The sequence below is a fragment of the Winogradskyella sediminis genome (assembly GCF_003387355.1).
Classification (GTDB): Bacteria; Bacteroidota; Bacteroidia; order Flavobacteriales; family Flavobacteriaceae; genus Winogradskyella; species Winogradskyella sediminis.
This window is the reverse complement of record NZ_QUNH01000001.1, coordinates 1,011,463-1,037,117: the sequence shown is the minus strand read 5'-3', so window position 1 is coordinate 1,037,117 and position 25,655 is coordinate 1,011,463. Positions and strand designations below refer to the sequence as shown.

Genomic DNA, 25,655 nt, shown 5'->3' with positions numbered 1-25,655 from the left:
AAAACAAAAAGTGAGTCTAAGCCTCATTTATATCACAATTATAGCCGCAACTATAACGGTTTTATTTAAAAACAAGAGCCCTTTTATTTTGGTGCTGGCATAATATTTGTCTAATGCTGTACAATCAAATTAATCTTAAAAATCAATTATTATGAAAAAACTATGCTTTCTTGTCTTACTAGCTACATTCGGGTTAACACAAAAAAATTATGCTCAAGACATTGAGTTTGGTGCCAAAGCAGGACTTAACATCTCTAATTTTACAGGAGGAGATGCAGATAGAAATAGCCTCTTCGGATTTCATATTGGAGTTATTTCCGAAATCCCGCTGAGTGAAAAATTCTCACTTCAACCCGAACTTTTATACTCAACACAAGGTTCAGAAGCTCAAGATGTGGTTAAGATAAAAGTCGATTATCTCGCCATTCCAATTTTAGCAAAATATTATTTAGCAAAAGGTTTTAGCTTAGAAGTAGGTCCACAATTTTCGTTTCTAGTTAATGATAAAGGCGAATATATAGATAGTGATCTACCAGACGAAGACACAGATGCTTCTAGTGTAGATATTGGCGCCAATGTTGGATTTGGTTATAATTTGAGTTCAAATCTATTTGTGCAAGCACGTTATAATTTTGGTATCTCCACGGTAGCAGAAAATCCGGATATTAAAAATAGTGTTTTTCAGGCCGGACTTGGCTATAAATTTTAAACCACCCAAACTTAACCTATGCAAAGCATCTTGTATCTCACAAGGTGCTTTTTCTTTTATAATACCTATTGATTTTAAAATAGGCAGTTTAGATGGTTATTATTAAATTTGCGCCATTATTACAAGGAAAACAAGACAATGACATACAATTTCAACGACATAGAGAAAAAGTGGCAAGACTACTGGGCAAAAAACGAAACATTTAAAGCCTCAAACAGCAGCGATAAACCAAAATATTACGTTTTGGATATGTTTCCATATCCAAGCGGAGCTGGCTTACATGTTGGGCATCCTTTAGGTTATATTGCTAGTGACATCTATGCACGTTATAAACGTCATCAAGGCTTTAATGTGTTACATCCACAAGGCTATGATTCTTTCGGTTTACCTGCAGAACAGTATGCGATTCAAACGGGTCAACATCCTGCTGTAACCACAGAAGCGAATATAAAAACATACCGTCGTCAGTTAGACCAAATCGGTTTTTCTTTCGATTGGAGTCGTGAAGTACGTACCTCTAATCCTGAGTATTACAAATGGACACAGTGGATTTTCATTCAATTATTTGAATCGTGGTATAATAACGATTCTAACAAAGCCGAGCATATTGATACTTTAGTTGAAAAATTTGCTGCAGAAGGAAATGTAACGGTAAATGCCGCATGTGATGAAAATATTGAACCTTTTACAGCTGAAGACTGGAACGCTTTTACGGAAGTTGAAAAACAAGAAATTTTATTAAAATACAGACTCACCTATTTAGCAGAAACGGAAGTGAATTGGTGTCCGGAATTAGGAACCGTTTTAGCCAATGACGAAATCGTTAATGGTGTTTCTGAACGTGGAGGTCATCCTGTGGTACGCAAAAAAATGACGCAATGGAGCATGCGAATTTCGGCTTTCGCAGAACGTTTATTGCAAGGTTTAGATACGGTTGATTGGACTGACGCTTTAAAAGACATTCAGAAAAACTGGATTGGTAAATCGGTTGGAGCTTCTGTAACCTTCAATGTCATTCCTGCTGTCTCGTCGAGCGCAGCCGAGACGTCTCACAAAATAGACGTTTTCACTACAAGACCAGATACGATCTTCGGAGTCTCATTCATGACCTTAGCTCCAGAACACGAGTTAGTGTCACTAATCACAACTCCAAAACAAAAAGAAGCCGTCGACGCTTACATAGAAAAATCAGCAAAACGAAGCGAACGCGATCGTATGGCAGATGTAAAAACCATTTCTGGTGTGTTTACAGGTGCTTATGCAGAGCATCCGTTTTCTAAAGCACCGATTCCAATATGGATTGGCGATTACGTTTTAGCAAGCTACGGCACAGGTGCAGTTATGGCAGTGCCTTGTGGTGACCAGCGTGATTACGATTTTGCAAAACATTTTGATATTCCGATTCCAAATATATTTGAAGGTGTTGACATTTCTGAAGAAGCTTTCGCCTCTAAAGACAATGTAAAAATTACCAATAGCGATTTCCTTAATGGCATGAACTATAAAAAAGCCTCTAAACGCGCCATTTACGAATTAGAGCAAATGGGCCAAGGCGAAGGGAAAACCAATTACCGTTTGCGAGATGCTGTATTTTCACGTCAGCGTTATTGGGGAGAACCGTTCCCAGTGTATTATGTGAATGGTATGCCTCAAATGATAGAGGCTGAGCATTTACCAATTAAATTACCAGAAGTTGAAAAGTATTTACCAACAGAAGAAGGCGAACCACCGTTAGGACGTGCCGACGTTTGGGCTTGGGATACCGAAAGTAATTCTGTAGTTTCAAATGATAAAATTAACAATACAACCATTCATCCTCTAGAATTGAACACCATGCCAGGTTGGGCTGGCAGTTCTTGGTATTTCTTCCGTTATATGGAAGATGCTGCTAATAGAGATGGTGTTTTTGCAAGTGAAGAAGCGCTGAAATATTGGGAAAATGTAGATTTATATATTGGTGGAAGTGAACATGCTACAGGTCACCTACTCTATTCTCGTTTTTGGGTGAAATTATTAAAAGATCGCGGTTTTGTGAATGTTGAAGAGCCGTTTAAAAAGTTGATTAACCAAGGTATGATTTTGGGGACGAGTGCTTTTGTTTATAGAGTTGATCTTTTATCTCATTCATCTACAACATCAAAAGAATTTAAAGACCCTAGTTTAAATAAACCTATTTACATTTCATATGATAGCTTTAAGAAATATGAAGACTTATATAAATTTATATTAAATTCAAAAATTTCTGCAGAAGATAAGAACGCATTTGCCAATGGTAATGGTTTCACTAAAGGTTTAGCTAGTATTATTGAAGATACTGTGTTTTTCGATTTGTTAAACGAAGAGCAAAAAGAAACCGTAAGTGCTTTTCAAGAATTGTTTGAAACAGTTAAAAAAGATATCTATAGTCAAAATACAGGAGCTATTATTGAAGGTCTTAAATTTTCGCCAATTCACGTTAAAGTTCAATATGTAAATGCATCTGACGAATTAGATATTGAAGGTCTAAAAACTGACGGAGAATTTGGTGAAGATTTTAAAGACGCGGAATTTATTCTTGAAGACGGTGTTTACAAAGTAGGAAGAGACGTTGAAAAAATGTCTAAATCCAAATACAATGTGGTTAATCCAGATAAAATTTGTGCCGATTATGGAGCAGACAGCCTAAGACTCTACGAAATGTTTTTAGGTCCTTTAGAGCAATACAAACCTTGGAATACGGCCGGAATTACGGGTGTGCATAATTTCCTTAAAAAACTATGGAAATTATACATTGGTGAACATGGTTTAAAAGTCAAGGATGCTGAAGCGACCAAAGACAACCTAAAAACCTTACACAAAACCATAAAGAAAGTCCAAGAAGACATTGAAAACTTCTCGTTTAATACCTCTGTGTCAACCTTTATGATTGCGGTGAATGAGTTAACCGCTCAGAAGTGTACAAGTAAAGCTGTTTTAGAACCGTTATTGGTTTTAATTTCGCCATATGCGCCACATATTGCTGAAGAATTATGGAGTCAATTAGGAAATAACGATTCTATTTCTACGGCAGCTTTCCCTATTTTTGACGAAAGTCATTTAGTAGAAAGTAGTAAAAACTATCCCATTTCTTTTAATGGTAAAATGCGTTTTACTTTAGAGCTACCATTGGATATGAGTAAAGACGATATTGAAAAAACCGTAATGGCGCACGAAAAAACCATAGCACAATTAGATGGTAGAACACCTAAGAAAATCATTGTGGTGCCTGGTAAGATTGTAAATATTGTTGGGTAAACTTCTAAGATATATCATCATAACTTTGTTACCAATTATAGGTTGGTCTCAAAGTTATGTTGGTACTATTGGTAATTATCCTATTCATTTAGAGGTCACGAGTTATCCACATGAAAAAGATTCCACTTCCGGCGAATTAGGTGGCTATTATTTTTATGATTCTAAACTCATTAGTATTCCAATATCTGGTGATTTTAAAAAAGATAAAATCACGTTAATTGATGGCTATTTTTTTAGGCCTGAATCGGTTATTGATGCCGACGAAGTTTTTCAATTAACAAAAAAAGGCAATCAACTCACAGGTAATTTCAAATTAAAAGATAAAACGTACAACGTTGTTTTAACCGAAACACAACAAGAGCCTTTAGAAGACTTTAGAAATCCTAAACTGACCTTTATTAAAGATAGTATTGTTCAATATAAAGACAAGCAGTTAGTTTGGTTTCATGAAAAATATTCAAAACTGCCCTTATTTAGATTAGGAAATGGTTTCACTAAAGCACAACGCGCTAAATTCAATCCTATTTTAGACGCTATTCACCTTGAAGATGCCAAAGACAATTTAGATTGTAATTCTTGGTTTGAAATTTCATACCACATCAATCTCGTCAATGATAAATTTATAAGCTACTTAAAATATTACAGTGTTTATTGTGGTGGAGCACATCCTTCTCATGGTAATATTGCTTATAATTTTAACCTCAAAACTTTAGACGTTGTTAAGAATATTGAAAGCTTATACCCAAAGGTTGATTTTTTTCAGAAATTGAAGGATAAATACCAACATTTAGAAAACGATGTCCAAGACGAAGAGTGTGAAACTTTTGTTGACGATAGCTATTGGACATACAAAACATGGAGTTTAACTGCTGAAGGTGTATTACTTATTCCAAATTATCCGCATGCTATGTCTCCATGTGAAGACACCTATTTTCTAAGCTACACTGAACTTACGAACAAATAATGCTATGTACTTAGATACGCCAAATAACGAACCATTAAAAAAGCGAAAGCGCCTTAAAGATTATTTTGATTATCGTAATAATCAAATAAATCAAATGGGTTTAATTTTATTTTCTGCGTTTGTCATTGCCACGTCTTTACATTTCTTTTTTGAAAATCGATTTACAGAAGAACAATGGAAATCTCGCCCAATGACACGCCATAAAATGGTGGACGACCTTATTGATGATCATATTTTAATTGATAAATCGAAAGAAGATGTCATAAATTTATTAGGCGAACCCAGTTGGATTTTAAAATCTGATAAAGATATTATGCTATACGAATTAGGATTAGCACCTAACCGAGAGAACAATCAAGTGGAGCATCTTTATATTCAGTTTATTAATGATAAAGTTAATAACGTATCCTTAGCCGACTATACTTCAAAATAAAATTATTTCATGGCGGTTATATCATATTTCATTTTTTAATCAAACTTTTATTTTTGAAAGCGAACGTGTTATCAACGGATTTGAAACACAGCATTAACAACAGCTTATCAATACATTTTACTCGTCTCTTACAATTCACTCGAAATGACGTAACAGATTAAAAATTATATATTTCTTTGGCCTGTTCGAGTGAAATAGATTTCTAAAATTTTGTATAGCGACCTATTCAACATAACCAAGCCATCGCAACTATCTTTCTTTTAACGCATATCATATCGCTCTGAAAATCAGAACTATTTTTAGATTATTTCAAAATAAGTCCTTCAAAATAATAATTCCGTAAAAATGATTTCAAATACACATTCAAATTTGGAACATCAGATTTAATAATAGTAATTTTCAAAAGCTATTAATCTTATAAATCATTAAAAAATGAAAATCGGAGTCCCAAAAGAAATTAAAAACAATGAAAACAGAGTAGGTATGACACCTGCTGGAGTTTTTGAACTCACTAAAAACAAACATACCGTATACGTTCAAAAAGGAGCTGGCTTTGGTAGTGGTTTTTCAGATTTAGATTATATAAATGCTGGAGCTATAATTTTAGAAACGATTACGGACGTTTATACCTCTAGCGATATGATTGTTAAGGTTAAAGAACCTATTGAAGAAGAATATCCTTTAATACAATCGCACCATGTAGTGTTCACCTATTTTCATTTTGCCTCTAGCGAACCATTAACTAAAGCCATGCTAAAAAGTGAAGCTGTTTGTATTGCCTACGAAACCGTAGAAGATAAGGATGGCACATTGCCTTTATTAACACCTATGTCTGAAGTTGCCGGCAGAATGGCGATACAACAGGGAGCAAAATACTTAGAAAAACCAATTAAAGGTCGCGGAGTTTTATTGGGAGGAGTGCCTGGAGTACCACCTGGACGTGTTTTAGTTTTAGGAGCTGGTATTGTTGGAATCCAAGCCGCAAAAATGGCTGCAGGTTTAGGTGCACATGTTACTATTATGGATATCAGCATGAAAAAATTACGTTACGTTAATGATGTAATGCCTAGCCATGTAGTCACTGAATTTTCTAGTGAGTACAATATTAGAAAACGAATAAAAGACCATGACTTAATTGTGGGTGGTGTTTTATTAAAAGGCGCAAAAGCACCAAAACTAATTACTAGAGATATGCTAAAAGATATGCGTCCCGGAACCGTATTGGTAGATGTGGCCGTAGATCAAGGAGGTTGTATGGAAACCACCAAAGCCACCACACACGAAGACCCAACATTTATTATTGATGATGTGGTACATTATTGTGTGGCTAACATGCCTGGAGCGGTACCATACACTTCAACCCTAGCCTTAACTAATGTTACCTTACCTTATGTAATAAATTTGGCTAATCAAGGCTGGGAAAAGGCATGTAAAAAAGATAAAACCTTAGCAAAAGGACTAAATATTGTAAAGGGTAAGATTGTGTATGAAGAAATCGCGGAAGCCTTTAATTGGTCTGTGGATGCGATGTAAACCAAAGCATTGTCATTTAAATCCTGACAAATTTTCTTAACTCAAATTTGGCGCACTATTTGCAATTCATTCATTAAATTTACATGAATTAAAATTTTCAAATTATGAGTGGAATGATGGGATATTACGTACTAATTGGCGCCATTGCTTTAGTGAGTTGGTTAGTGAGTAATCAATTGAAAAGCAAATTTGCGAAGTACTCTAAAGTACAGTTGCGCAATGGTTTGTCTGGAAGAGAAATTGCTGAAAAAATGCTAGCAGATAACGGTATCTATGATGTAGAAGTTATTTCTACTCCTGGACGATTAACAGATCATTACAATCCAAAAAATAAAACCGTAAACTTAAGTGAAGCCGTATATAATCAACGTAACGCAGCTTCGGCTGCTGTTGCTGCTCACGAATGTGGCCATGCTGTGCAGCATGCCCAAGCCTATAGTGCCTTAGGTATGCGTTCTGCATTAGTACCTATTGTTAGTGTAACGTCTGGAATGTCGCAATGGTTAGTTATTGGCGGCCTCATTTTAGGTGCTACTGCCGGAGCTGGTTTAGGCTTTTGGGTTGCCGTTGCTGGATTAGTTTTTATGGGCTTTGCAACTTTATTTAGCTTTATAACCTTACCTGTAGAGTACGACGCCAGTAATAGAGCATTGGCCTGGTTAAAGAACAAAAATATGGTGACACCGGAAGAATACAAAGGTTCTGAAGACGCACTAAAATGGGCTGCTAGAACGTATTTAGTAGCAGCTATAGGTGCACTAGCCTCTTTACTATATTGGGCACTCCAAGTGTTTGGAGGGAGAGATTAAGTATTAGAAATAAATATAAAAAGCTCTGATTTATCAGGGCTTTTTTTGTGCTTTCTAAAGAAAACAACTACTTTAACATTTCTAAACTAAACAAACTATGGACAATCAATTCCCACAAAACACCTCAAACAAAATTCTTATAGAAAGTCTTTCTGATGTAGAACGCGCTGCCTTTTACAGAAAAACTTACGCGCATGTAGCAGGAGGAGTCCTTGCCTTTATTCTATTTGAATACCTTTTATTACAAAGTGAAACAGTTGTAGAATTTATGCTTTCCATGACCGAAGGTTATAAATGGTTACTAATGTTAGGAGGTTTTATGTTAGCTACCAGATATGCTGAAAGCCTCGCAATGAAAACCACAGATAAGAATACCCAATATTTAGGCTATGGTATTTATATCTTTTTTCAAGCATTAATTTTTGTGCCTTTAATATTTATTGCTGCTTTTTATATGGAGTCTGGAGGCGAAATCCTTTACCAAGCTGCAATTGTAACATTAGGATTATTTACTGGTTTATCTGCAGTGGTATTAATGACCAAATCTGATTTCTCATTTTTAAAAACAGGATTAACCATAGGTTTCTTTATCGCTATAGGGCTTATTATAGCAGGAACCATTTTTGGATTTAGTTTAGGACTATGGTTTTCAGTTGCCATGTGTTTATTGGCAGGTGGATCTATTTTATATCAAACTTCTAATTTGGTAAAAACGTATGGAGTAGATGATTATATTCCTGCTGCCTTAGGATTGTTTGCATCCCTTATGCTATTATTCTGGTATGTACTAAGCATCTTTATGTCTAGAGATTAAGCTCAATTTTTTAAATAAAAAAAGCCCAGCTGAATATTTCAGCTGGGCTTTTCTAATAGATATTATTTAATTTTGTCGCCATTTTTATCAAAAAAATGGTATTCAAGATATGTGTAAGCATCTCTAGGTAAAACTTTTACCCATTTTTTATGTTCAAAAAACCACTTTGAACGAACTGATGGAAACCCTTTGGTTAAAAAGGCTGCAATAAAAGGGTGTGTATTAAGAGTCACCTTTTTATGATTTTTTTTGAAAATACGCTGAAGGTCTTGATTAATCCGTTCTACCACTTTAATTGGTGCTTCGATTTCATCTCCTCCTATTAAGTTAGGATTTTCTTCTTTCGTTTTAATATTGCGTTCTGGCCTAACGCGCTGTCTGGTTATTTGCACTAAACCAAACTTACTCGGCGGCAATATTTTATGCTTTGCTTTATCATCTTTCATCTCATCTCTGAGATAATTATAAAGCTTTTTTCTATTCTCTGCTTTCCCCATATCAATAAAATCGATTACGATAATACCTCCCATATCGCGTAAACGCAACTGTCGGGCAATTTCTTGGGCAGAGATCATATTTACTTCTAAGGCTGTGTCTTCTTGGTTTTTTTCTTTGTTAGATCGATTGCCACTATTAACATCTACAACGTGTAGCGCTTCAGTGTGCTCAATAACCAGGTAAGCTCCTTTTGCCATAGAAACCGTTCTACCAAATGATGTTTTAATCTGACGTTCAATGCCAAATTTTTCAAAAATTGGAACACCATTTTTGTAGTACTTTACTATAGATTCTTTTTTCGGTGCAATTTGCTGCACGTAATCTTTTACTTGTACATACATTTCTTCATCATCTACAATAATACCAGAGAATGAATCATTAAAAATATCTCTCAAAATTGAGGATGCTTTGTTCATTTCTCCCAATACTTTTGTTGGGTGATGTGCTTTGTACATTTTTTTACACATCGCTGTCCATCGATCCAGCAAATTCTGTAAATCACTATCTAGCTCGGCAACTTTTTTGCCTTCTGCTACAGTGCGAATAATAACCCCAAACCCCTTAGGTGTGATACTTTTTACAAGTCTTTTTAAACGGTCTTTTTCTTCTTGCGATTCAATTTTCTGTGAAATTGAAATACGGTTGGAAAACGGTACCAAGACAATATATCTTCCGGCAATAGACAATTCTGAACTAATGCGTGGTCCCTTTGTAGAGATTGGTTCTTTTACGACTTGTACTAAAATGGATTGATTAGATTTTATGGCATTTGCAATACTGCCATTTTTATCTAAATCTTTTTCCATAGGAAAGTCTTTAAGGGTATAATCCCTTAATTTTCCTGTGCTTACACGTTTAATGAATTTTAAAAGTGAAGGCATCTGTGGACCAAGATCATGATAGTGTAAAAAACCATCTTTCTCATAGCCGACATTAACAAATGCAGCGTTTAAACCAGGAATAACTTTACGGATTTTGGCAATAAAAATATCACCTACCGCAAAGTTGTTATCCTCTTCATCTTTATGTAATTCAATAAGTTTTCCATCTTTTAATAAGGCAAAATCAACAATATCTGAACTCGATCTTACGATTAACTCCTTGTTCATAATGTTAATTTAAATCTAACTCTTAATTGAGATAGATGGATTTTACTAAATTATTTGACACAGGTATCCCGATTTAATTCGGGAATCCAACAAATTTAATAGCACTCTATTACATGCTATAAATTCTATATCAAAGAACGTTTCGTTAAAACTGAAAAAAGTAGTTTTAAAACTACTTTTAACAATTTATTTCTTTTTATGACGATTAGCGCGTCTACGTTTTTTACGCTTGTGCGTCGCTACCTTGTGTCTTTTTCTTTTTTTACCACTTGGCATAATAAATAATGCTTTTTTAGATTAATATTTTGTTTAAATGCTTTCTTAGTTAACCTCAACATTAGATTTTACTCCTTCTAAAAATACTTTAGCAGGCTTAAATGCAGGAATGTTGTGAGCAGGAATTTTTATTGTAGTATTTTTTGAAATATTACGACCTGTTTTTTCAGCTCTTGTCTTAATAATGAAACTTCCGAAACCTCTTAAATAAACGTTATCTCCGCTCTCTAAAGATGTTTTTACTTCTTCCATAAAGGTTTCAACTGTAGCTTGTACATCACCTTTTTCAATACCTAATTTATCAGATATCTTCGCTACTAAATCAGCTTTTGTCATTTTTAACTAGTTTTAGGGTTACTATAAATTCTAAGGGATGCAAATATAGGTAATTTAATTTCAATAGTTCAAACGTAATTAATTAAAATTTAACACAATAAACATTTAATTTTGCTTTTCACTAAAAAATTAAAATGGATTTTAGCACCAAACTAATTAACTGGTACTCAGTAAACAAGAGAGAATTACCATGGAGAGAAACTCGTAACCCATATTACATTTGGCTATCAGAAATAATTTTACAACAAACCCAAGTTAAGCAAGGATTACCTTATTATAACGCTTTTGTTAGCAAATTTCCAACGGTTTTTGACCTTGCTAAAGCCTCTGAAACCTCCATTTTAAAATTATGGCAAGGATTAGGTTACTATTCTAGAGCTCGAAACCTTCATCATTCGGCTAAATATATAGTAGACACTTTAGATGGTAAATTTCCGGACAATTATAAAGACCTATTAAAATTAAAAGGTGTTGGTGATTATACTGCTAGTGCAATAGCTTCTATTGCATACAACGAAGTCGCTGCTGTAGTAGATGGAAATGTATACCGTGTACTATCGCGCTATTTTGGTATTGACACTCCAATTAACTCCTCCACTGGTATTAAAGACTTCAAAACTTTAGCTTCAACTTTAATAGACACCAATCAACCTGCCACCTATAACCAGGCTATAATGGAGTTTGGCGCTATACAATGTAAACCTAAAAATCCAGATTGCACCGTTTGTCCTTTTCAAGATAGTTGTATGGCTCGCAAGAACCAAAGGGTTGATGTGCTACCAGTTAAATTGAAGAAAACCAAAGTTACCGTTAAATACTTTAATTTTTTAGTTTTTATTGATCATCATAAAAAGACGCTTTTTGAAAAGCGAACCACAAAAGGCATCTGGCAGCATCTTTATCAATTTCCTTTAATAGAATCTAAAAAAAGCTTAACGGCAGAAGAGTTTAAGCTGTTAAATTTTAAAGAACACTATCTAGAAATTGAAGTTTTGGATTACTCCTTATATAATGAGGTAGATATAGTTCATAAATTATCTCACCAGCACTTACATACTAAGTTCTGGATAATAGATGTAAAATCGCTTCCTAAAGACGCTATATTAATTAAATCGCTCACAAAATATCCCTCTCCTGTACTGATAAGTGACTTTATTGAGCAGTTCGGTTTTTAGAACCTTAAAGAAATCACATTTTTTTACTACTTTTAAAGTAGTGATTACGCAATTGAGTAACTTTGTAACGTATTAAAACTTAATTATTATGTCTGGAACCTTAAATAAAGTAATGTTAATTGGAAACTTAGGTGACGAAGTAAAAATGCATTATTTTGATGATAAAAATTGTGTAGGTCGTTTTCCGATTGCTACCAGTGAGACTTATACTAATAAGCAAACCAACGAGCGTGTATCTAAAACGGAATGGCATAATATTGTGGTTAGAAATAAAGCTGCTGAAATTTGTGAAAAATACCTCACCAAAGGAGACAAAATATATATTGAAGGACGAATTAAGACTAGAAAATGGACGGATGATAAAGGCATGGAGCGTTATTCTACCGAAATTCAGTGCGACGATTTCACATTCTTAACTCCTAAAAATGAGTCACAACAGCCAAAACAATCTAATACACCAACTACAAATCCGCAATCGCAATCTTCTACTCCTGCACCTAATAATGTAGAGCCTGATGATGATTTACCATTTTAACATTTAATATCGTATTATCTTGGACCCAGAACCCACGGTTTTAATTTCCTCTTTATTTATAACTAATACTTCCTTTATTTCAAGTATTATCATACTTGTCGTTCTATTATTATGTTCGGCCTTAATTTCTGGAGCCGAAGTGGCTTTATTTTCGCTTACCAAATCTAATTTAGATGAAGGTTTAGAAAATAAATCTCCAGCCATGCAAATTATTGCAACTCTTTTAGAACGTCCGAAAAAATTATTAGCAACGATATTAGTGGCTAACAATTTTATAAACATAGCCATTGTATTATTGTTTGCTTCTATAAGTGATACTGTTTTTGATGGTATTAATTACTCAATTAATTTTTACTTTTTTGAAGTTGAACTGGCTTTTTTTGTAAAAGTTATTTTGGCTACATTTTTAATTTTACTGTTTGGTGAAATTATTCCTAAGATTTATGCCAGCAGAAATAGTGTTAAGTTTTCGTCTTTTATGGCTCGGCCTTTAAAGGTTTTAGATGTTATATTTTCGCCTTTAAGTTTACCCATGAGATTTGTAACCCTTCAAATCCACAGCAAATTTGGAAAGCAACGTTCTAATCTTAGTGTCGATCAATTATCACAGGCTTTAGAATTAACTAATGATGACGATACAACGCAAGAAGAACAAAAACTCTTACAAGGTATCGTATCGTTTGGAAGTACAGATACGAAACAAGTGATGCGACCACGCATGGACTTGTTTGCGCTAAATATAGAAACACCTTATGAAACTATTATAACTGAAATTATAGACAACGGCTACTCTAGAATTCCGATTTATCAAGAGAGTATAGATACTATTATTGGCGTTCTTTATGTAAAAGACCTACTACCACATCTTAATAAAAAGACATTTGATTGGACCACTATTTTACGTGCCCCTTTCTTTGTACCCGAAAATAAGAAACTTGATGATCTTATGGTAGAATTTCAAACTAAAAAAGTACATCTTGCGGTTGTTGTTGATGAATATGGTGGTACCTCTGGACTGGTATCGTTAGAAGATATTATTGAGGAGATTGTGGGAGACATTAGTGACGAATATGACGACGATGACCTAATTTATACAAAATTAGATAGTCATAACTTCAGTTTTGAAGGCAAGACACCTTTAAAAGACGTATATAAAATAGTTGGTATTGATGAAGATATCGAATATTTTGAAGCTAAAAAAGGAGAAGCAGAAACACTCGCTGGATTTGTTTTAGAAATCTCAGGTGGATTTCCTAGAATTGGAAGTAAAATAAACTTCAAAAATTACGTTTTTACAGTAGAAGCTTTAGAGCGTAAACGCATAAAACAAATAAAATTAACTTTGTTAGATTCGTAGATTCCCTCTACCGATGAATAATTTAAAAAGATGCTCACTGCTGTGAGCAACACAATACATATGAAAAAATTAGTTTTACCCTTATTAAGCCTATTAATGTTAGGATGTGGAGACGACACTTTGCCTAAGCCTAAAGGATATCTAAGATTAGAATACCCTAATGCTGTCTATGAAAAAGCGATTGTTCCGTTGCCATTTTCTTTTGACAAAAACAAACTAGCAGACCCCATTAAAACGGTAAAATCTTCTGGTAACACCAATGGGATAGATATTAAGTATAGCTCACTTAAAGCCACTATCTACCTTACATATAAAGCCGTTAAAAATGACAATATTGATAGCTTACTAAGAGATGCTCAAAATCTTACTCAAAAACATACTATTAAAGCCGATGAGATTTCTCAGAAAGAATTTTTACGTCCCAATGATAATGTGTTCGGTATGTTGTATGAGATTGGTGGTAATGCCGCATCACAATCTCAATTTTATGTAACAGACAGCACCAAGCACTTTTTAAGTGGCTCTTTATATTTTTATGCAAAACCTAATTACGATTCTATTTATCCGGCTTCAGAATATTTAAAAAAGGATATAAAGCGCATAATGGAATCGGTTCAGTGGAAAAACGAATAACTTTAACAAAAATACTTTATAAAAAAAATGCCTATCGAAAAGTCGATAAGCATTTTTTATCCTTAGAAAATATAATTTACCCTTAGCTTTGGTAAACCCATTCTCCTCCTATTTTTATAACAGCAAAATCTTCTGTTGTATTACTACCGTTATAAACCTCAACAGTAATAACATACTTTTGCTCTTCTTCAGCAGAAGGGTCGATGTCATTTAAAACCACACTAATAGCATCTAATACCATGTCGTCAGTCCACTCAGCGGCATTACCAGCTCTTCTATCCATGTTACCATAGTTTTCCATACTATCAGTAGCTGTAGGATATTCTGAGCCAAGTTCAGATATTATTAATGCATAATCGTCACCAGTTAAGGTGTATTTAATTGTGTTATCTGGCAACCATGCTCCATCTTCGTAACCGAACTGTAATGTTGTAGTAATAGTTGACTCAAAGCCTGACCATTGACCACTAGTGTAAGTATAAAGGTTACCTCTTAATTGAGCTCCACTTGAACTAGATACATACTTATAGATAATTAAAATTTCATCTTCCTCTTGTGCGTATGGATATTTAATATCTAAGAACGTTGGTAAGTAATTATCCGCAGGTATTGAGCTACCAAAGTTGCTTAAGCCCATAGACTCAAAATCTTCTTCACTTAAGATATAAACACCTTCAGCTAATTCCCATTCACCATCAATATATGTATAATATACTTCTTTATTTACTGTAGCACCTTCTACACCAGCAACTTTAATTTTAGCTACTTCGATCTCCCAAGTTGCACCAACGTCTAAATCAGACTCATATTTAAAAGCAATATGAATGGTTTCTCCTTGGTAAGCAGATAATAAATAATCATCAGATTCTACAGCCGTCCAACTATCTCCTGCTGGTACCGGACTCACTTCTATAGTATCCCAAGTCGCTGCAGCTATATCACCATCATAATCTGAAGATATTAAGATATTGTAATAATCAGACTCATTAGCGTAATTTAAGATCTGAGTAACTTGAAATAAAGGGTTTACTTGATTCGTTAAATCAATTTCTGACGATATTAACCAATCTTCGTTTACGTTATTTACTGAATCTGCATAACCTGACATTTTAGATCCATAACTAGTTCCTTCCCAAACTTGATCTCCAGTTACGTTAACAGCAGTATAATCTAAAAGTGTACCAGCCGATGCAAAATCAGCTTCATAAATGGTAGCGATACCTTCTACTGGCTCTTCCGTATATTGCTTGTAAGATGCTAAGACAACCTGTCCTTCTTCAGGAGTAGGGTATTGATCTTCAAGAAGACCTGGAATAAAGTCTTCTGGGTTTTCGTTAGGGTAAAATGCAATAGCATTTAAAGCACCTTGAGGGTAATCTAAAATTTCTAATTCATATGTGTCTGCAGATGTGTAATCACTAAGACCTTCTGCATTTCCTACGTATAAATCGTAAGTCACGAATACGGTTGAACCTTCACCCCAAAAAGGATAATTGCTTTCTAATAATTGAGGAATTGAATCCTTAGCTTGTTGCTCGGAATTAAAGTTTCCGTATGTTAAATTTAAATCGTCGTAATCATCACTAGTTACTGTATAATAGTCAGTTCCCACGATAGGATCTGCTGACGTATCTAGACCTTCGTAAATGTCATCCATTGGGTTACAACCTACAACGGTTAAACCCAAAATTGCTAAACAATAAAATAATCTTTTCATATTCAATTTTTTTTAAAAATTAACATTTAATCCTACACTATATGTTCTTCCAGGACCAAAATAAACTTGAGCTGTTTCTGCAGTACCATCTAAATCGTTAGCATCAGAAACATACTCGGTATTAAATGCATTATTCACTTTACCAATTAGTGTTGCATTAAAAGAACCCATTTCGAAAGAGTGTCTTAAACCAACATCAAATAAACCAAAATCAGGAAGTTTCCATACATCTGGCAAATCATTACTTCCTCTATTTGTTACATCATATGAAGAGTAGTTATCACCAGCAAAGTTATAATCAATATATATGTTAGATTTAGCAGCAAGCTTGTAATCTACACCAAGAGCAAATGTTGTTTGAGCAACATCACCTACTTTTAAATCCTCGGCATACACTTCTACAACATCTACAACATCACCAGATTGATCTCTAATTTCTGAAGACACATTGCTCTTCCACTGCCAATCTCCTATCGATACCATACCTGTTACTGTTAAGTAATCCGTTGCGCTATATCTAAAGTCAACCTCAACACCTTGGTGTAAGGCATCAATACCTTGTAAGTTATAGAAAAACAAACTTTCACCTGTACCAATTGAACCTCCTAATGATTTATCTAACCATTGCGTATAATATACGTTAACATTAGCACTTAATTTTTCTCCACGGAAACCATAACCAAGTTCTGCACTAAATACTTTTTCATTAACAGCTTCTTCGTTAGGAATGATATTGTCTTCATCTAAAAATACATCATCTAAGAATGGTGCTTTAGAGAAATAACCAACATTAACAAATACATTATTATTCATGTCTAAGTTGTAGTTACCACCACCTTTAACACCGTATCCCAAGAAATCTACAGCTTCAGACTCTCTGCTACCTACGATAGTATTATTCATGTATTCTTTTTGCTTGTAAATACTATTTGAAACATCTGCTGCAACAAATACGTTTACAGACTCGTTAATTTGGTATTCTGCTTGTCCAAAAAGTCCATATCTTGTAACTACACCATCGTAATCTTTGTTGTATTTATCACCTACTTGTAATGGCTGACCGAAAGCGAAAGTATCACTTTCATTATCTAAAAAGAATTGACCTCCTAATAAATCTGTAACTTCATACCAGTGTGATCCTATGTAGTAACGACCATCAAATCCGGCAGACACTGTTAATTGATCATTAACTCTATTTTTATAACTCGATAAGATACCATACCATTCGTGATTATTTATAGATGCTGAAAGAATATCTGTAGAACCATTAACACCATTAGCACGGTTTTCTTCCACAACTTTATCAAAATCAATTGGTGTTAAGCCTGTAGAACCTAACCTGTATTCATCAGATCCTAGTTTAGAACCTTCATCTCTACGTCCACCTCCAGTACCAAACGACGCGTATGCTGCGGTTGATAAAGAAGATTGGTCATTAATATTCCAAAGGTGATTTATAGATAACTGTGGTTTGTGATAAAAATTATAAGACTGGTGGTAAACTTCACCATTTTTATAACCCCAATCTTTATTTGCTTTTTGAGGACCTGAATCTGTATCTTTTAACTCTGCTATTGTAGAGCGGTTGTAACGTTGTCCGTGTTGTTGTTGTGCTCCAAAAGCTGTAAAAGACAATCTATGTGCATCATTTATTTGTTGCGATAAACTTAAAAAATAATTATACCCAGAAAATTCAGTTCCATCTACGTAACCGTCACCATAAAGTTTAGCAGCACTCACAGTGGCTGCAAAACCCTTATCGCTTAATCCTGTTGAGTAGGTCATACCATACTTAGTATAGCCATCATTACCTAAAGTAGCACCAAATTGACCACCTTGTTCTGCATCAGTTGTTTTTGTAATAATGTTAATTGTACCACCTACTGAATTAACTGCTACTTTAGAAGCACCTAAACCTCTTTGTACTTGCATCGTTGATGTTACATCTCCTAATCCTGCCCAGTTACTCCAATAAACAGCTCCGTTTTCCATGTCGTTTACCGGAACACCATTAATCATTACAGCTACGTTTTCAGAACTAAATCCTCTAAGGTTAATTCTACTATCTCCGTAACCACCACCTTGCCTTGTAACATAAACACCAGGTGTTGTTTTTAAAATTTCAGGAAATTCTTGAGTACCCAACTTAATTGCAATTTCTTCAGCCTTAATTGTAGAAACCGCAACTGGAGTCTTTCTGTCAACTGCAACAGATGCCACAAGTAAAATTTCATCTAAGCCAACATTGCTAGACATTAATGTGATTGTACCTAAATCAGTATCACCATTAAATGCAATAGTTTGAGTAACATACCCTACATAAGAAATAACAACTTCACCAGAGCTAGAATTAGTAGTTAAAGTAAACGTTCCTTCAAAATCTGTAGTCGTTCCATTTGTCGTTCCCTTTTCGATGATGTTAGCACCAGGAAGCGCAGAGTTCATATCACTATCAATAATTTTACCCGTAATAGTGCTTTGGGCATATGCAAATGTTGCTAAACTAGTTAAAACAACAGTACATAAAAAAAGACTAAATTTTTTCATATAAAATTTAAGTTAATTGGTTTTTTATCAGCGCAAAATTACACAGCTATTATAGCTGTTAGATTAACTTAACGTTAACAATTGAGCCCAACTAAGATAAATATATATTTAGTAATTTTTATGCATGCATAATTAATTTTATTAAAACTTTTTAACAGTTTTTAACAGTTTTCCTTAAAAAATGACAATAGATTTTGCGTAGATCCATCATGTACTGCACTCTTGGCGTCATTATTAAGTTCGTTTAGAATAGATTTCGCTAACTGCTTACCGAGCTCTACTCCAAATTGATCATAACTAAAAATGTTCCAAATAATACCTTGTACAAAGATTTTGTGTTCGTACATAGCAATCAATTTCCCCAAACTTTCAGGTGTTAATTTCTGAATTAGTAATGAAGTTGTAGGCTTGTTTCCTTCAAATACTTTAAAAGGCAACAGCTTAGAAATCGCATCTTCTCCGAGTGATTGTGCTTTTAATTCCGAGAGCACTTCAGCTTCGGTTTTACCATTCATTAAGGCTTCGGTTTGTGCAAAGTAATTAGACATTAATTTATTATGATGATCTTTATTACCATGTAAAGACTCTACATAACCAATAAAATCGGTTGGAATAAGTTTTGTTCCTTGATGTATTAATTGAAAGAACGCATGTTGCGAATTGGTTCCTGGTTCTCCCCAAATTAATGTTCCGGTTTGGTAGTTTACCGGCTTACCGTCTCTATCTACACTTTTACCATTACTTTCCATAATACCTTGTTGAAGGTAGGTTGCAAATTGATTTAAGTATTGCGTATATGGAATTATAGCTTCACTTTCAGCTTTAAAAAAATTATTATACCAAATGGTTAATAAAGCCGATATTACAGGAATATTAGCATTAAAGTCTGCAGTTTTAAAATGCTCATCCATTTTATGAGCACCGTTTAGAAGACTTTCAAAATGCGTATAACCTACAGCTAAACTAATAGATAAACCAACAGCACTCCACAATGAAAAACGACCACCAACCCAATCTTTCATTGGGAAGATATTCTCCTCATCAATTCCAAAGTTTTTTACACTTTCAATATTAGTTGAGACTGCAACAAAGTGTTTAGAAACCGCTTCTTTTGGTTGCGATTCTAAAAACCATGTTCTAATTGAATTTGCATTAGATAAGGTTTCTTGAGTAGTAAAAGTTTTAGATACTACTACGAATAATGTAGTCTCTGGATTTAAGTTTTTGATGACTTCTTGATAATGATCTCCATCAACATTACTTACAAAATGCGTATTAAGATGATTTTTATAATATTGAAGCGAATCTACAATCATTGCTGGACCCAGATCTGAGCCACCAATACCTATATTTACGATATCTGTAATTGCCTTACCCGTATAACCCGTATGTTCACCACTTACTACAGAATTGGTAAATTTTTCAATTTTAGTTTTCACCTCATGTATACCTGGAATCACATTTTCCCCATCAACAAATACCGAAGCATCTTTAGGTGCTCTTAAAGCTGTATGTAAAACTGCTCTTCCTTCAGTAGCATTAATAATATCACCTTCAAAATACTTTGAAATAGCATCTTTTAAATCGAGTTCATTTGCTAATTCAACTAATAAATTAATTGTTTCTGTTGTGATTCTATTTTTAGAAAAATCAACATAAAAATCCTCCCATTGTACGGTAAGATCATTTGCTCTTGAAGCATCTGATTTAAATAAATCTTTTAAATGTTGAGATTTAATGGTTTCAAAATGTGCTTGTAATTTTTTCCAAGCGTTTGTGGTTGTAGGGTTGGTTGCTTTTAATGCCATTACTGTATATCTGTATTTAAATCTTCAGTTATTGTGTTTTCTGGTTGAATAGGGTCTGCATCTAAGAAAAAGATATTATCTAGACGCTGTTTAATAGGTTTAATTTCCTTTAAAAATTTAGTTTTTAAACTATCTGAAATTGGTTCGGCTTCGGGTAATTTTTGCTTAAATGGATCCACTTGTTTACCATTTTTCCAGAAGCGATAACAGACATGTGGCCCACCTGTGTTACCTGTCATTCCGACCCAACCAATGATATCTCCTTGTTTCACATATTCTCCTTTTTTTACATTTTGCCTTTGCATATGCAAATATTGGGTACTGTAGGTTGCATTATGCCTTATCTTAACAAATTTACCATTGCCTCCACGTCTCGTAGATTCTACAACTGTACCGTTAGCCGTTGCCATTATCGGTGTTCCTATGGGTGCTGCAAAATCGGTGCCTTTGTGCGGACGCACTTTATAACCGTAAACAGCTATACGACGTTTTAAATTGTATCGCGATGAGATTCTACTAAATTTAACTGGTGCTTTTAAAAAGGCTCGTCTTAGATTTTTTGCATCTTCATTAAAATAATCTACAATCCCTTTTATTGAATCCGTTTCAAACTGAAAGGCGTACAAAGAATCACCATTATGTTCAAAATAGGCTGCTTTTACATTGTGAACTCCGGCATAAATTGTATCATCAATATATTTATCTGTATATATAACTTTGAAACGGTCTCCCTTCTGTAGACGTCTAAAATCAATGGTCCAAGCATAAATATCATCTGCCATTTTATTGGCTAGTTTCTGACTTAATCCTTTTTCTTCAAGGGTATTAGAAATACTACTTTCAATAATTCCAGTGGCTGTTTTTTCAACATATTTAATTGGTTTTCTATCGGTATAAGCATGGATAGAATCCTTTAACCCAATAACCACATATTCTTCTTGGGAATTTTGATAAATAAACGTATTTGGACTAGGAAGACTATCGTTCTGAGAGTCTTTTGCGTATAATAAGGTATATGGTTTCCCTGGGTGTAATTTTGTAATATCGAAGGTGTCTTTAGTAGCTTCAGCAATTTCAAAAATAGCAGGATACCCAATATTATTGCGTTGCAAAATTTCACCAAAACTATCACCAGATTGAATGGTATCTCGTTTTACGATATAGTCGTTAATATCAAAGCCAAATTCTATTTTCTTTTCTTCTTGGGCAATTTCAGCATCACCTTTGTTAAATCCTACCTCTGCTGATTTATCCTCTTTACAAGCATATAAACTTACTGCAATTACAGCAATTGTTATAATTCGTTTTAATGGCATTAATTAAGCTAATTATAAATTATTTCCCCAGTTTTCTAATTCTTCTGCACTCCATAATTCCGGAAAGAAAATACGTTTCTGGTATTTAGGATGCATATATTTTTTCCAGTCACTTCCTCCTGTGGCTTCACCGTCTCCGATACCGCTATCGATATAATGTTTGGCCGCATTGTAATGTGCCATTACCCAACTCACATTAACGGTATAATCGTAATGACGCATCGCTTTTATAAGTTCTTCGTTTTTTTGGTCTTTTTCAGGAAGCTCTTTAAAACGCGTCCATAGATTTTTGGTATTATAAGTTTCCATAAATCTTAAAAACTCGTCTTTATAACGTTTTTCAAAATTAATTAAAAGTGTCGATTTTTTTCCTGTTTTATGGTCTTTTCCTGCCGCTTGCCAATATAAATGCTCAAAAGCATGTGTAAAGGGAGTATTTCGGTCAATATCTTTTCTAAACCTATAGTCAATAAGATTGATCAATTCCGTAGAAGCAAATTCGATAAGTCTGTATTGCGCACTTTGAAAACCACTTGCCGGAGTTAAAGTATATCTAAATTTCATGTATTGTTCTACATCCATACCTTCTCTCATAATATTGAAAGACGTGGACAACATATCAAAGTAACGACTAATACGCATCAATTTACTTTCAAAAAACGTAACTTCTATATCTTCTTTTTCGGCCACTTGAGCAATTTCCCAAAGAATCATTTTAAAAAGTAATTCATTAATTTGATGATATGCGATAAACACCATCTCATCTGGAAGTGTTGTACGCTGAATTTGAAGATTTAACAGTGCATCTGTTTGTATATAATCCCAATATGTAATGGGTTTACTATACAATAAACCGTATAAATGGTCGTCGGTGTCTTGGTCTATTTTTTGATACTTCTCTTCAAGCGCTTTTACGATTTTATCGTAATTAGGTTGGTCTGACATCATTAATCCTAAAATTCTATTTTAAAAGAGTGTTTTAAACCTTTAAATTCAATAAGGTCAGCACGTAGAGAGCCTACAGCTAAATCTGCTTTAATTTTTAAAGGAATTTTATTTTTATCGGCACTCACCCAAAGGGTTAAACTTTCTTCTTCTTTAAATACACGGCCAGCCATTACGTAGGGTCTAAACTTGAGTGTTTTTACTTTTAGTTTAGTGCCGTTAACATCGACTTTTATCGTTTCTTTTCCGAGATACTTAAGTTTAAAACCATAGTTTTCTTCATCAAAGAACATATTAGTTTTAATCTCATCACCAACATTTAAAGATTCTGCATCAATATTATTTCTTAGATAATAATACATTGACACCATATCTTGAACATCTTTTTCAGTGGTGATTTTTTTAGTTTCCTTGTGTTTTTTATTATGAACCTCAGCAATTTTATTCTGATGGTCAAATTTAATTTCTACGTCTTTAGTATGACCTCCTTCATTTATCTTTCTAATAAATTTATATGGAGCTCCAGTTTCTTTGTCAAAATAGCTCTCGTAACGATCTTTTACTTTAAAAAACCACTTAATAGCACCCGTAGTCCACCCTTTACCAACAACATGGTAAACTGGCTTTCCCTCTAGTTTCTTTTCATTAACTGAAAGTGTTGCATTTCCAGCTTTTAAAAAGCCACTATAACTCATCTCAAACTTAAACCATTCACCGTCCTGAAATGCAGATTCTTGATCCACACTAGAAGTTTGAAATCCTACAAAGAATAATATTATTGTAAATAAATGTTTCATAATCTCGAGTTTGTAAATATAAATAATGTAACGCATTTTTTACGTTACAATTATCTTAAATACAATTACTATTCCAAATGTATAAAATCTTTGAAATACCAATGAGCAACATCGTAGGCTCTACTCTGAAAATTATTTAGATATAAGTTTATATATACCTGTAAGTTTTGTCCTTTTACAAAGAGATATACATTAATAGAAATGCTAAAACCTATATAGCAAAAGAAAAGCGCGTTTATTAGAAATAAATAAACGCGCTTTTATGATTGTTAAAGGGTACCTCGCTTTTCCTGCTCTCGTTCTATAGACTCAAACAAAGCTTTAAAGTTCCCAGCTCCAAAACCTCGTGCTCCCATTCTCTGAATAATTTCAAAAAACAAGGTTGGTCGGTCTTCTACTGGTTTGGTAAAAATTTGAAGCAAATAACCTTCTTCATCAGCATCGATCATAATACCTAAACCTTTTAAGGTTTCAATATCTTCTCTAAGCGCATGACTATGCTCTTCTAATCTTCCAGGCACTGCTCTGTAGTATTCTTCTGGAGGAGTTGATAAAAACTCAACACCTCTCGATTTTAATTGGGATACGGTTTTAATAATATCATCTGTTGCTACGGCGATATGCTGCACACCTGCACCTTCGTAAAAATCTAAATACTCTTCAATTTGCGATTTTTTAGCCGCCTCAGCAGGCTCATTAATTGGAAACTTAATTCGTCCATTTCCATTACTCATTACTTTACTCATTAAAGCTGAATATTCAGTATGGATTTGTTTATCATCAAAGGATAAGAAATTTACAAAGCCCATCACATCTTCGTACCACTTTACCCACGTGTTCATTTCTCCCCAACCTACATTACCAACCATGTGGTCAATATATTTTAACCCTGTTGGTTCTGGATTATAATCACTTTTCCACTCTACGAAGCCTGGCATAAATGTTCCTGAATAGTTTTTACGCTCCACAAACATATGTACAGTTTCACCATAAGTGTAAATTCCTGCTCGTACTACTTCACCGTGCTCATCTTGCTCAACCGTTGGTTCCATGTATGATTTGGCTCCACGTTTTGTAGTTTCTTCGTAAGATTTACGTGCATCATCTACCCATAACGCCACCACCTTAACACCATCTCCATGTTGCACTATATGGTTATTAATTTCAGACTTACTATTTAGAGGAGTGGTAAGTACTAATCGTATTTTATCTTGTTTTAGCACGTAACTCACAGAATCCTTTGAACCCGTTTCTAACCCCTTATACGCATAGGATTGAAACCCAAATGCTGTTTTATAAAAGTGTGCAGCTTGTTTGGCGTTACCTACATAAAACTCCACATAATCTGTTCCTAAAAGCGGAAGGAAGTCTTGTGCTCCATCAAAAATTTTTTCTAAGCCGTAATTTACGTTTTCTACTTCTTTTGCCATAATGTTTATTTAGAATCGAGATATTAGAAAAAAGAGAAGTAACTCTTATCGCTTATTTTAAAAATCTTTGTCATCTTTAAAATTCTTCCAATATTCTTCGATTTTTGTTAGTTGTAATTGTGTTATATATTTTTTTAAATACTATAATCTATTTCTATTGTATTGAATCTAGATTAACAGAATCAACTTCCTGTTCAATAATATAGGTGTCATCGTCCCAATTTTCCGAATTCTCAGATTCTATAGTTGTTTCATATTCAGACTCGTCATAGTAATCGTCTTCAAAATCTCCGTTCTCTATACCGTCTAAAATAGCTGTAGACATTAATGTGCCGTAAAAAGCAAGCATCCCTAGTGCCAACAACAACACAAGTCCATTTAAAACCACAGCTATAATATTAATAATCCTTGCTGTATTAACATTACTGCGTGTTTGAACATTATAGGCCTCCGGATTTTCGCCATACTCTCGTAAACTTTTATTTGCCGAAATTAGACCAATAATAGCCAAAATTAAAGGTACAATTGCGGTTATACCATAACAGCAACAGCCTGCAATACCAATAACCAATGCTAATATTCCTAAAATAAGTGAAAGCGGATCTGCAGGTAATTTATTTTGATTCATTTATAATTATTTT

At 34.1% G+C, this 25,655-nt stretch carries 21 protein-coding genes; 11 read left to right on the top strand and 10 right to left on the bottom strand.

Translation table 11 applies throughout. The features are described from left to right. Positions 1-151 precede the first annotated feature (151 nt). From C8N41_RS04425 to C8N41_RS04395, 7 genes are all read left to right on the top strand, one after another. Positions 152-709: a porin family protein gene (locus C8N41_RS04425; protein WP_115838345.1), complete on the top strand. Its 558-nt coding sequence runs from the start codon at positions 152-154 to the stop codon at positions 707-709. A 138-nt stretch (positions 710-847) separates the two neighbouring features. Beyond that, on the top strand, positions 848-3,982 hold the full coding sequence (locus C8N41_RS04420; RefSeq protein ID WP_115838344.1) for a leucine--tRNA ligase: 3,135 nt from the start codon (positions 848-850) through the stop codon (positions 3,980-3,982). Positions 3,983-4,007: 25 nt separating this feature from the next. After that, positions 4,008-4,946 carry a polysaccharide deacetylase family protein gene (locus tag C8N41_RS04415; RefSeq protein WP_115838343.1) on the top strand — a complete coding sequence of 313 codons (939 nt, stop codon included), beginning with the start codon at positions 4,008-4,010 and terminating at the stop codon, positions 4,944-4,946. Between the two features lie 4 nt (positions 4,947-4,950). Continuing rightward, positions 4,951-5,379, top strand: a complete 429-nt coding sequence (locus C8N41_RS04410) for a hypothetical protein (protein ID WP_092445398.1) — start codon at positions 4,951-4,953, stop codon at positions 5,377-5,379. A gap of 432 nt (positions 5,380-5,811) precedes the next feature. Next, entirely contained in the window at positions 5,812-6,912 is a 1,101-nt protein-coding gene (gene ald / locus C8N41_RS04405) for an alanine dehydrogenase (RefSeq protein ID WP_115838342.1), read from the top strand. A 113-nt stretch (positions 6,913-7,025) separates the two neighbouring features. Next, positions 7,026-7,721 (top strand): zinc metallopeptidase, encoded by a 696-nt coding sequence (locus tag C8N41_RS04400; protein WP_092447741.1) that lies wholly within the window; start codon positions 7,026-7,028, stop codon positions 7,719-7,721. 97 nt (positions 7,722-7,818) lie between these two features. After that, entirely contained in the window at positions 7,819-8,535 is a 717-nt protein-coding gene (locus C8N41_RS04395) for a Bax inhibitor-1/YccA family protein (protein WP_092445402.1), read from the top strand. 62 nt (positions 8,536-8,597) lie between these two features. Here C8N41_RS04395 and C8N41_RS04390 read toward each other — a convergent pair whose 3' ends face one another. Together C8N41_RS04390 and C8N41_RS04385 are read right to left on the bottom strand one after the other, a co-directional pair. Then, positions 8,598-10,142 (bottom strand): Rne/Rng family ribonuclease, encoded by a 1,545-nt coding sequence (locus tag C8N41_RS04390; RefSeq protein WP_092445404.1) that lies wholly within the window; start codon positions 10,140-10,142, stop codon positions 8,598-8,600. A gap of 321 nt (positions 10,143-10,463) precedes the next feature. Further along, positions 10,464-10,754 (bottom strand): HU family DNA-binding protein, encoded by a 291-nt coding sequence (locus C8N41_RS04385; RefSeq protein WP_008270198.1) that lies wholly within the window; start codon positions 10,752-10,754, stop codon positions 10,464-10,466. Between the two features lie 134 nt (positions 10,755-10,888). Here C8N41_RS04385 and mutY point away from each other — a divergent pair, with 134 nt between their 5' ends. The 4 genes from mutY to gldD all read left to right on the top strand — a co-directional run bounded on the left by mutY (position 10,889) and on the right by gldD (position 14,454). Beyond that, positions 10,889-11,929, top strand: coding sequence for an A/G-specific adenine glycosylase (mutY, locus tag C8N41_RS04380; RefSeq protein WP_115838341.1), 1,041 nt, complete (start codon positions 10,889-10,891; stop codon positions 11,927-11,929). A gap of 88 nt (positions 11,930-12,017) precedes the next feature. Further along, complete coding sequence (locus C8N41_RS04375) at positions 12,018-12,464, top strand: single-stranded DNA-binding protein (RefSeq protein ID WP_092445408.1); 447 nt, start codon at positions 12,018-12,020, stop codon at positions 12,462-12,464. A 19-nt stretch (positions 12,465-12,483) separates the two neighbouring features. After that, the gene (locus C8N41_RS04370; RefSeq protein ID WP_115838340.1) at positions 12,484-13,821 is read left to right on the top strand and encodes a gliding motility-associated protein GldE; all 1,338 of its coding nucleotides are present in this window, start codon (positions 12,484-12,486) and stop codon (positions 13,819-13,821) included. 60 nt (positions 13,822-13,881) lie between these two features. Continuing rightward, entirely contained in the window at positions 13,882-14,454 is a 573-nt protein-coding gene (gldD, locus tag C8N41_RS04365) for a gliding motility lipoprotein GldD (RefSeq protein ID WP_092445413.1), read from the top strand. A gap of 82 nt (positions 14,455-14,536) precedes the next feature. Here gldD and C8N41_RS04360 read toward each other — a convergent pair whose 3' ends face one another. From C8N41_RS04360 to C8N41_RS04325, 8 genes are all read right to left on the bottom strand, one after another. Next, positions 14,537-16,171, bottom strand: a complete 1,635-nt coding sequence (locus C8N41_RS04360; protein WP_092445415.1) for a choice-of-anchor J domain-containing protein — start codon at positions 16,169-16,171, stop codon at positions 14,537-14,539. 12 nt (positions 16,172-16,183) lie between these two features. Continuing rightward, complete coding sequence (locus C8N41_RS04355) at positions 16,184-18,718, bottom strand: TonB-dependent receptor (RefSeq protein WP_092445417.1); 2,535 nt, start codon at positions 18,716-18,718, stop codon at positions 16,184-16,186. A 161-nt stretch (positions 18,719-18,879) separates the two neighbouring features. Beyond that, entirely contained in the window at positions 18,880-20,526 is a 1,647-nt protein-coding gene (gene pgi, locus C8N41_RS04350) for a glucose-6-phosphate isomerase (protein ID WP_115838339.1), read from the bottom strand. Beyond that, entirely contained in the window at positions 20,526-21,842 is a 1,317-nt protein-coding gene (locus C8N41_RS04345; protein ID WP_092445421.1) for a peptidoglycan DD-metalloendopeptidase family protein, read from the bottom strand. Before C8N41_RS04345 ends, pgi begins: the two co-directional genes overlap by 1 nt. A 12-nt stretch (positions 21,843-21,854) precedes the next feature. Next, positions 21,855-22,787 (bottom strand): tryptophan 2,3-dioxygenase family protein, encoded by a 933-nt coding sequence (locus C8N41_RS04340; protein ID WP_092445423.1) that lies wholly within the window; start codon positions 22,785-22,787, stop codon positions 21,855-21,857. Between the two features lie 8 nt (positions 22,788-22,795). Continuing rightward, positions 22,796-23,584, bottom strand: a complete 789-nt coding sequence (locus C8N41_RS04335) for a DUF3108 domain-containing protein (protein ID WP_092445425.1) — start codon at positions 23,582-23,584, stop codon at positions 22,796-22,798. Positions 23,585-23,853: 269 nt separating this feature from the next. Further along, positions 23,854-25,014 (bottom strand): 4-hydroxyphenylpyruvate dioxygenase, encoded by a 1,161-nt coding sequence (hppD, locus tag C8N41_RS04330; protein WP_092445427.1) that lies wholly within the window; start codon positions 25,012-25,014, stop codon positions 23,854-23,856. A 154-nt stretch (positions 25,015-25,168) separates the two neighbouring features. Then, a complete protein-coding gene (locus C8N41_RS04325) occupies positions 25,169-25,642 on the bottom strand; it encodes a CCC motif membrane protein (RefSeq protein ID WP_092445429.1) in 474 nt (157 codons plus the stop codon). Positions 25,643-25,655 lie beyond the last annotated feature (13 nt).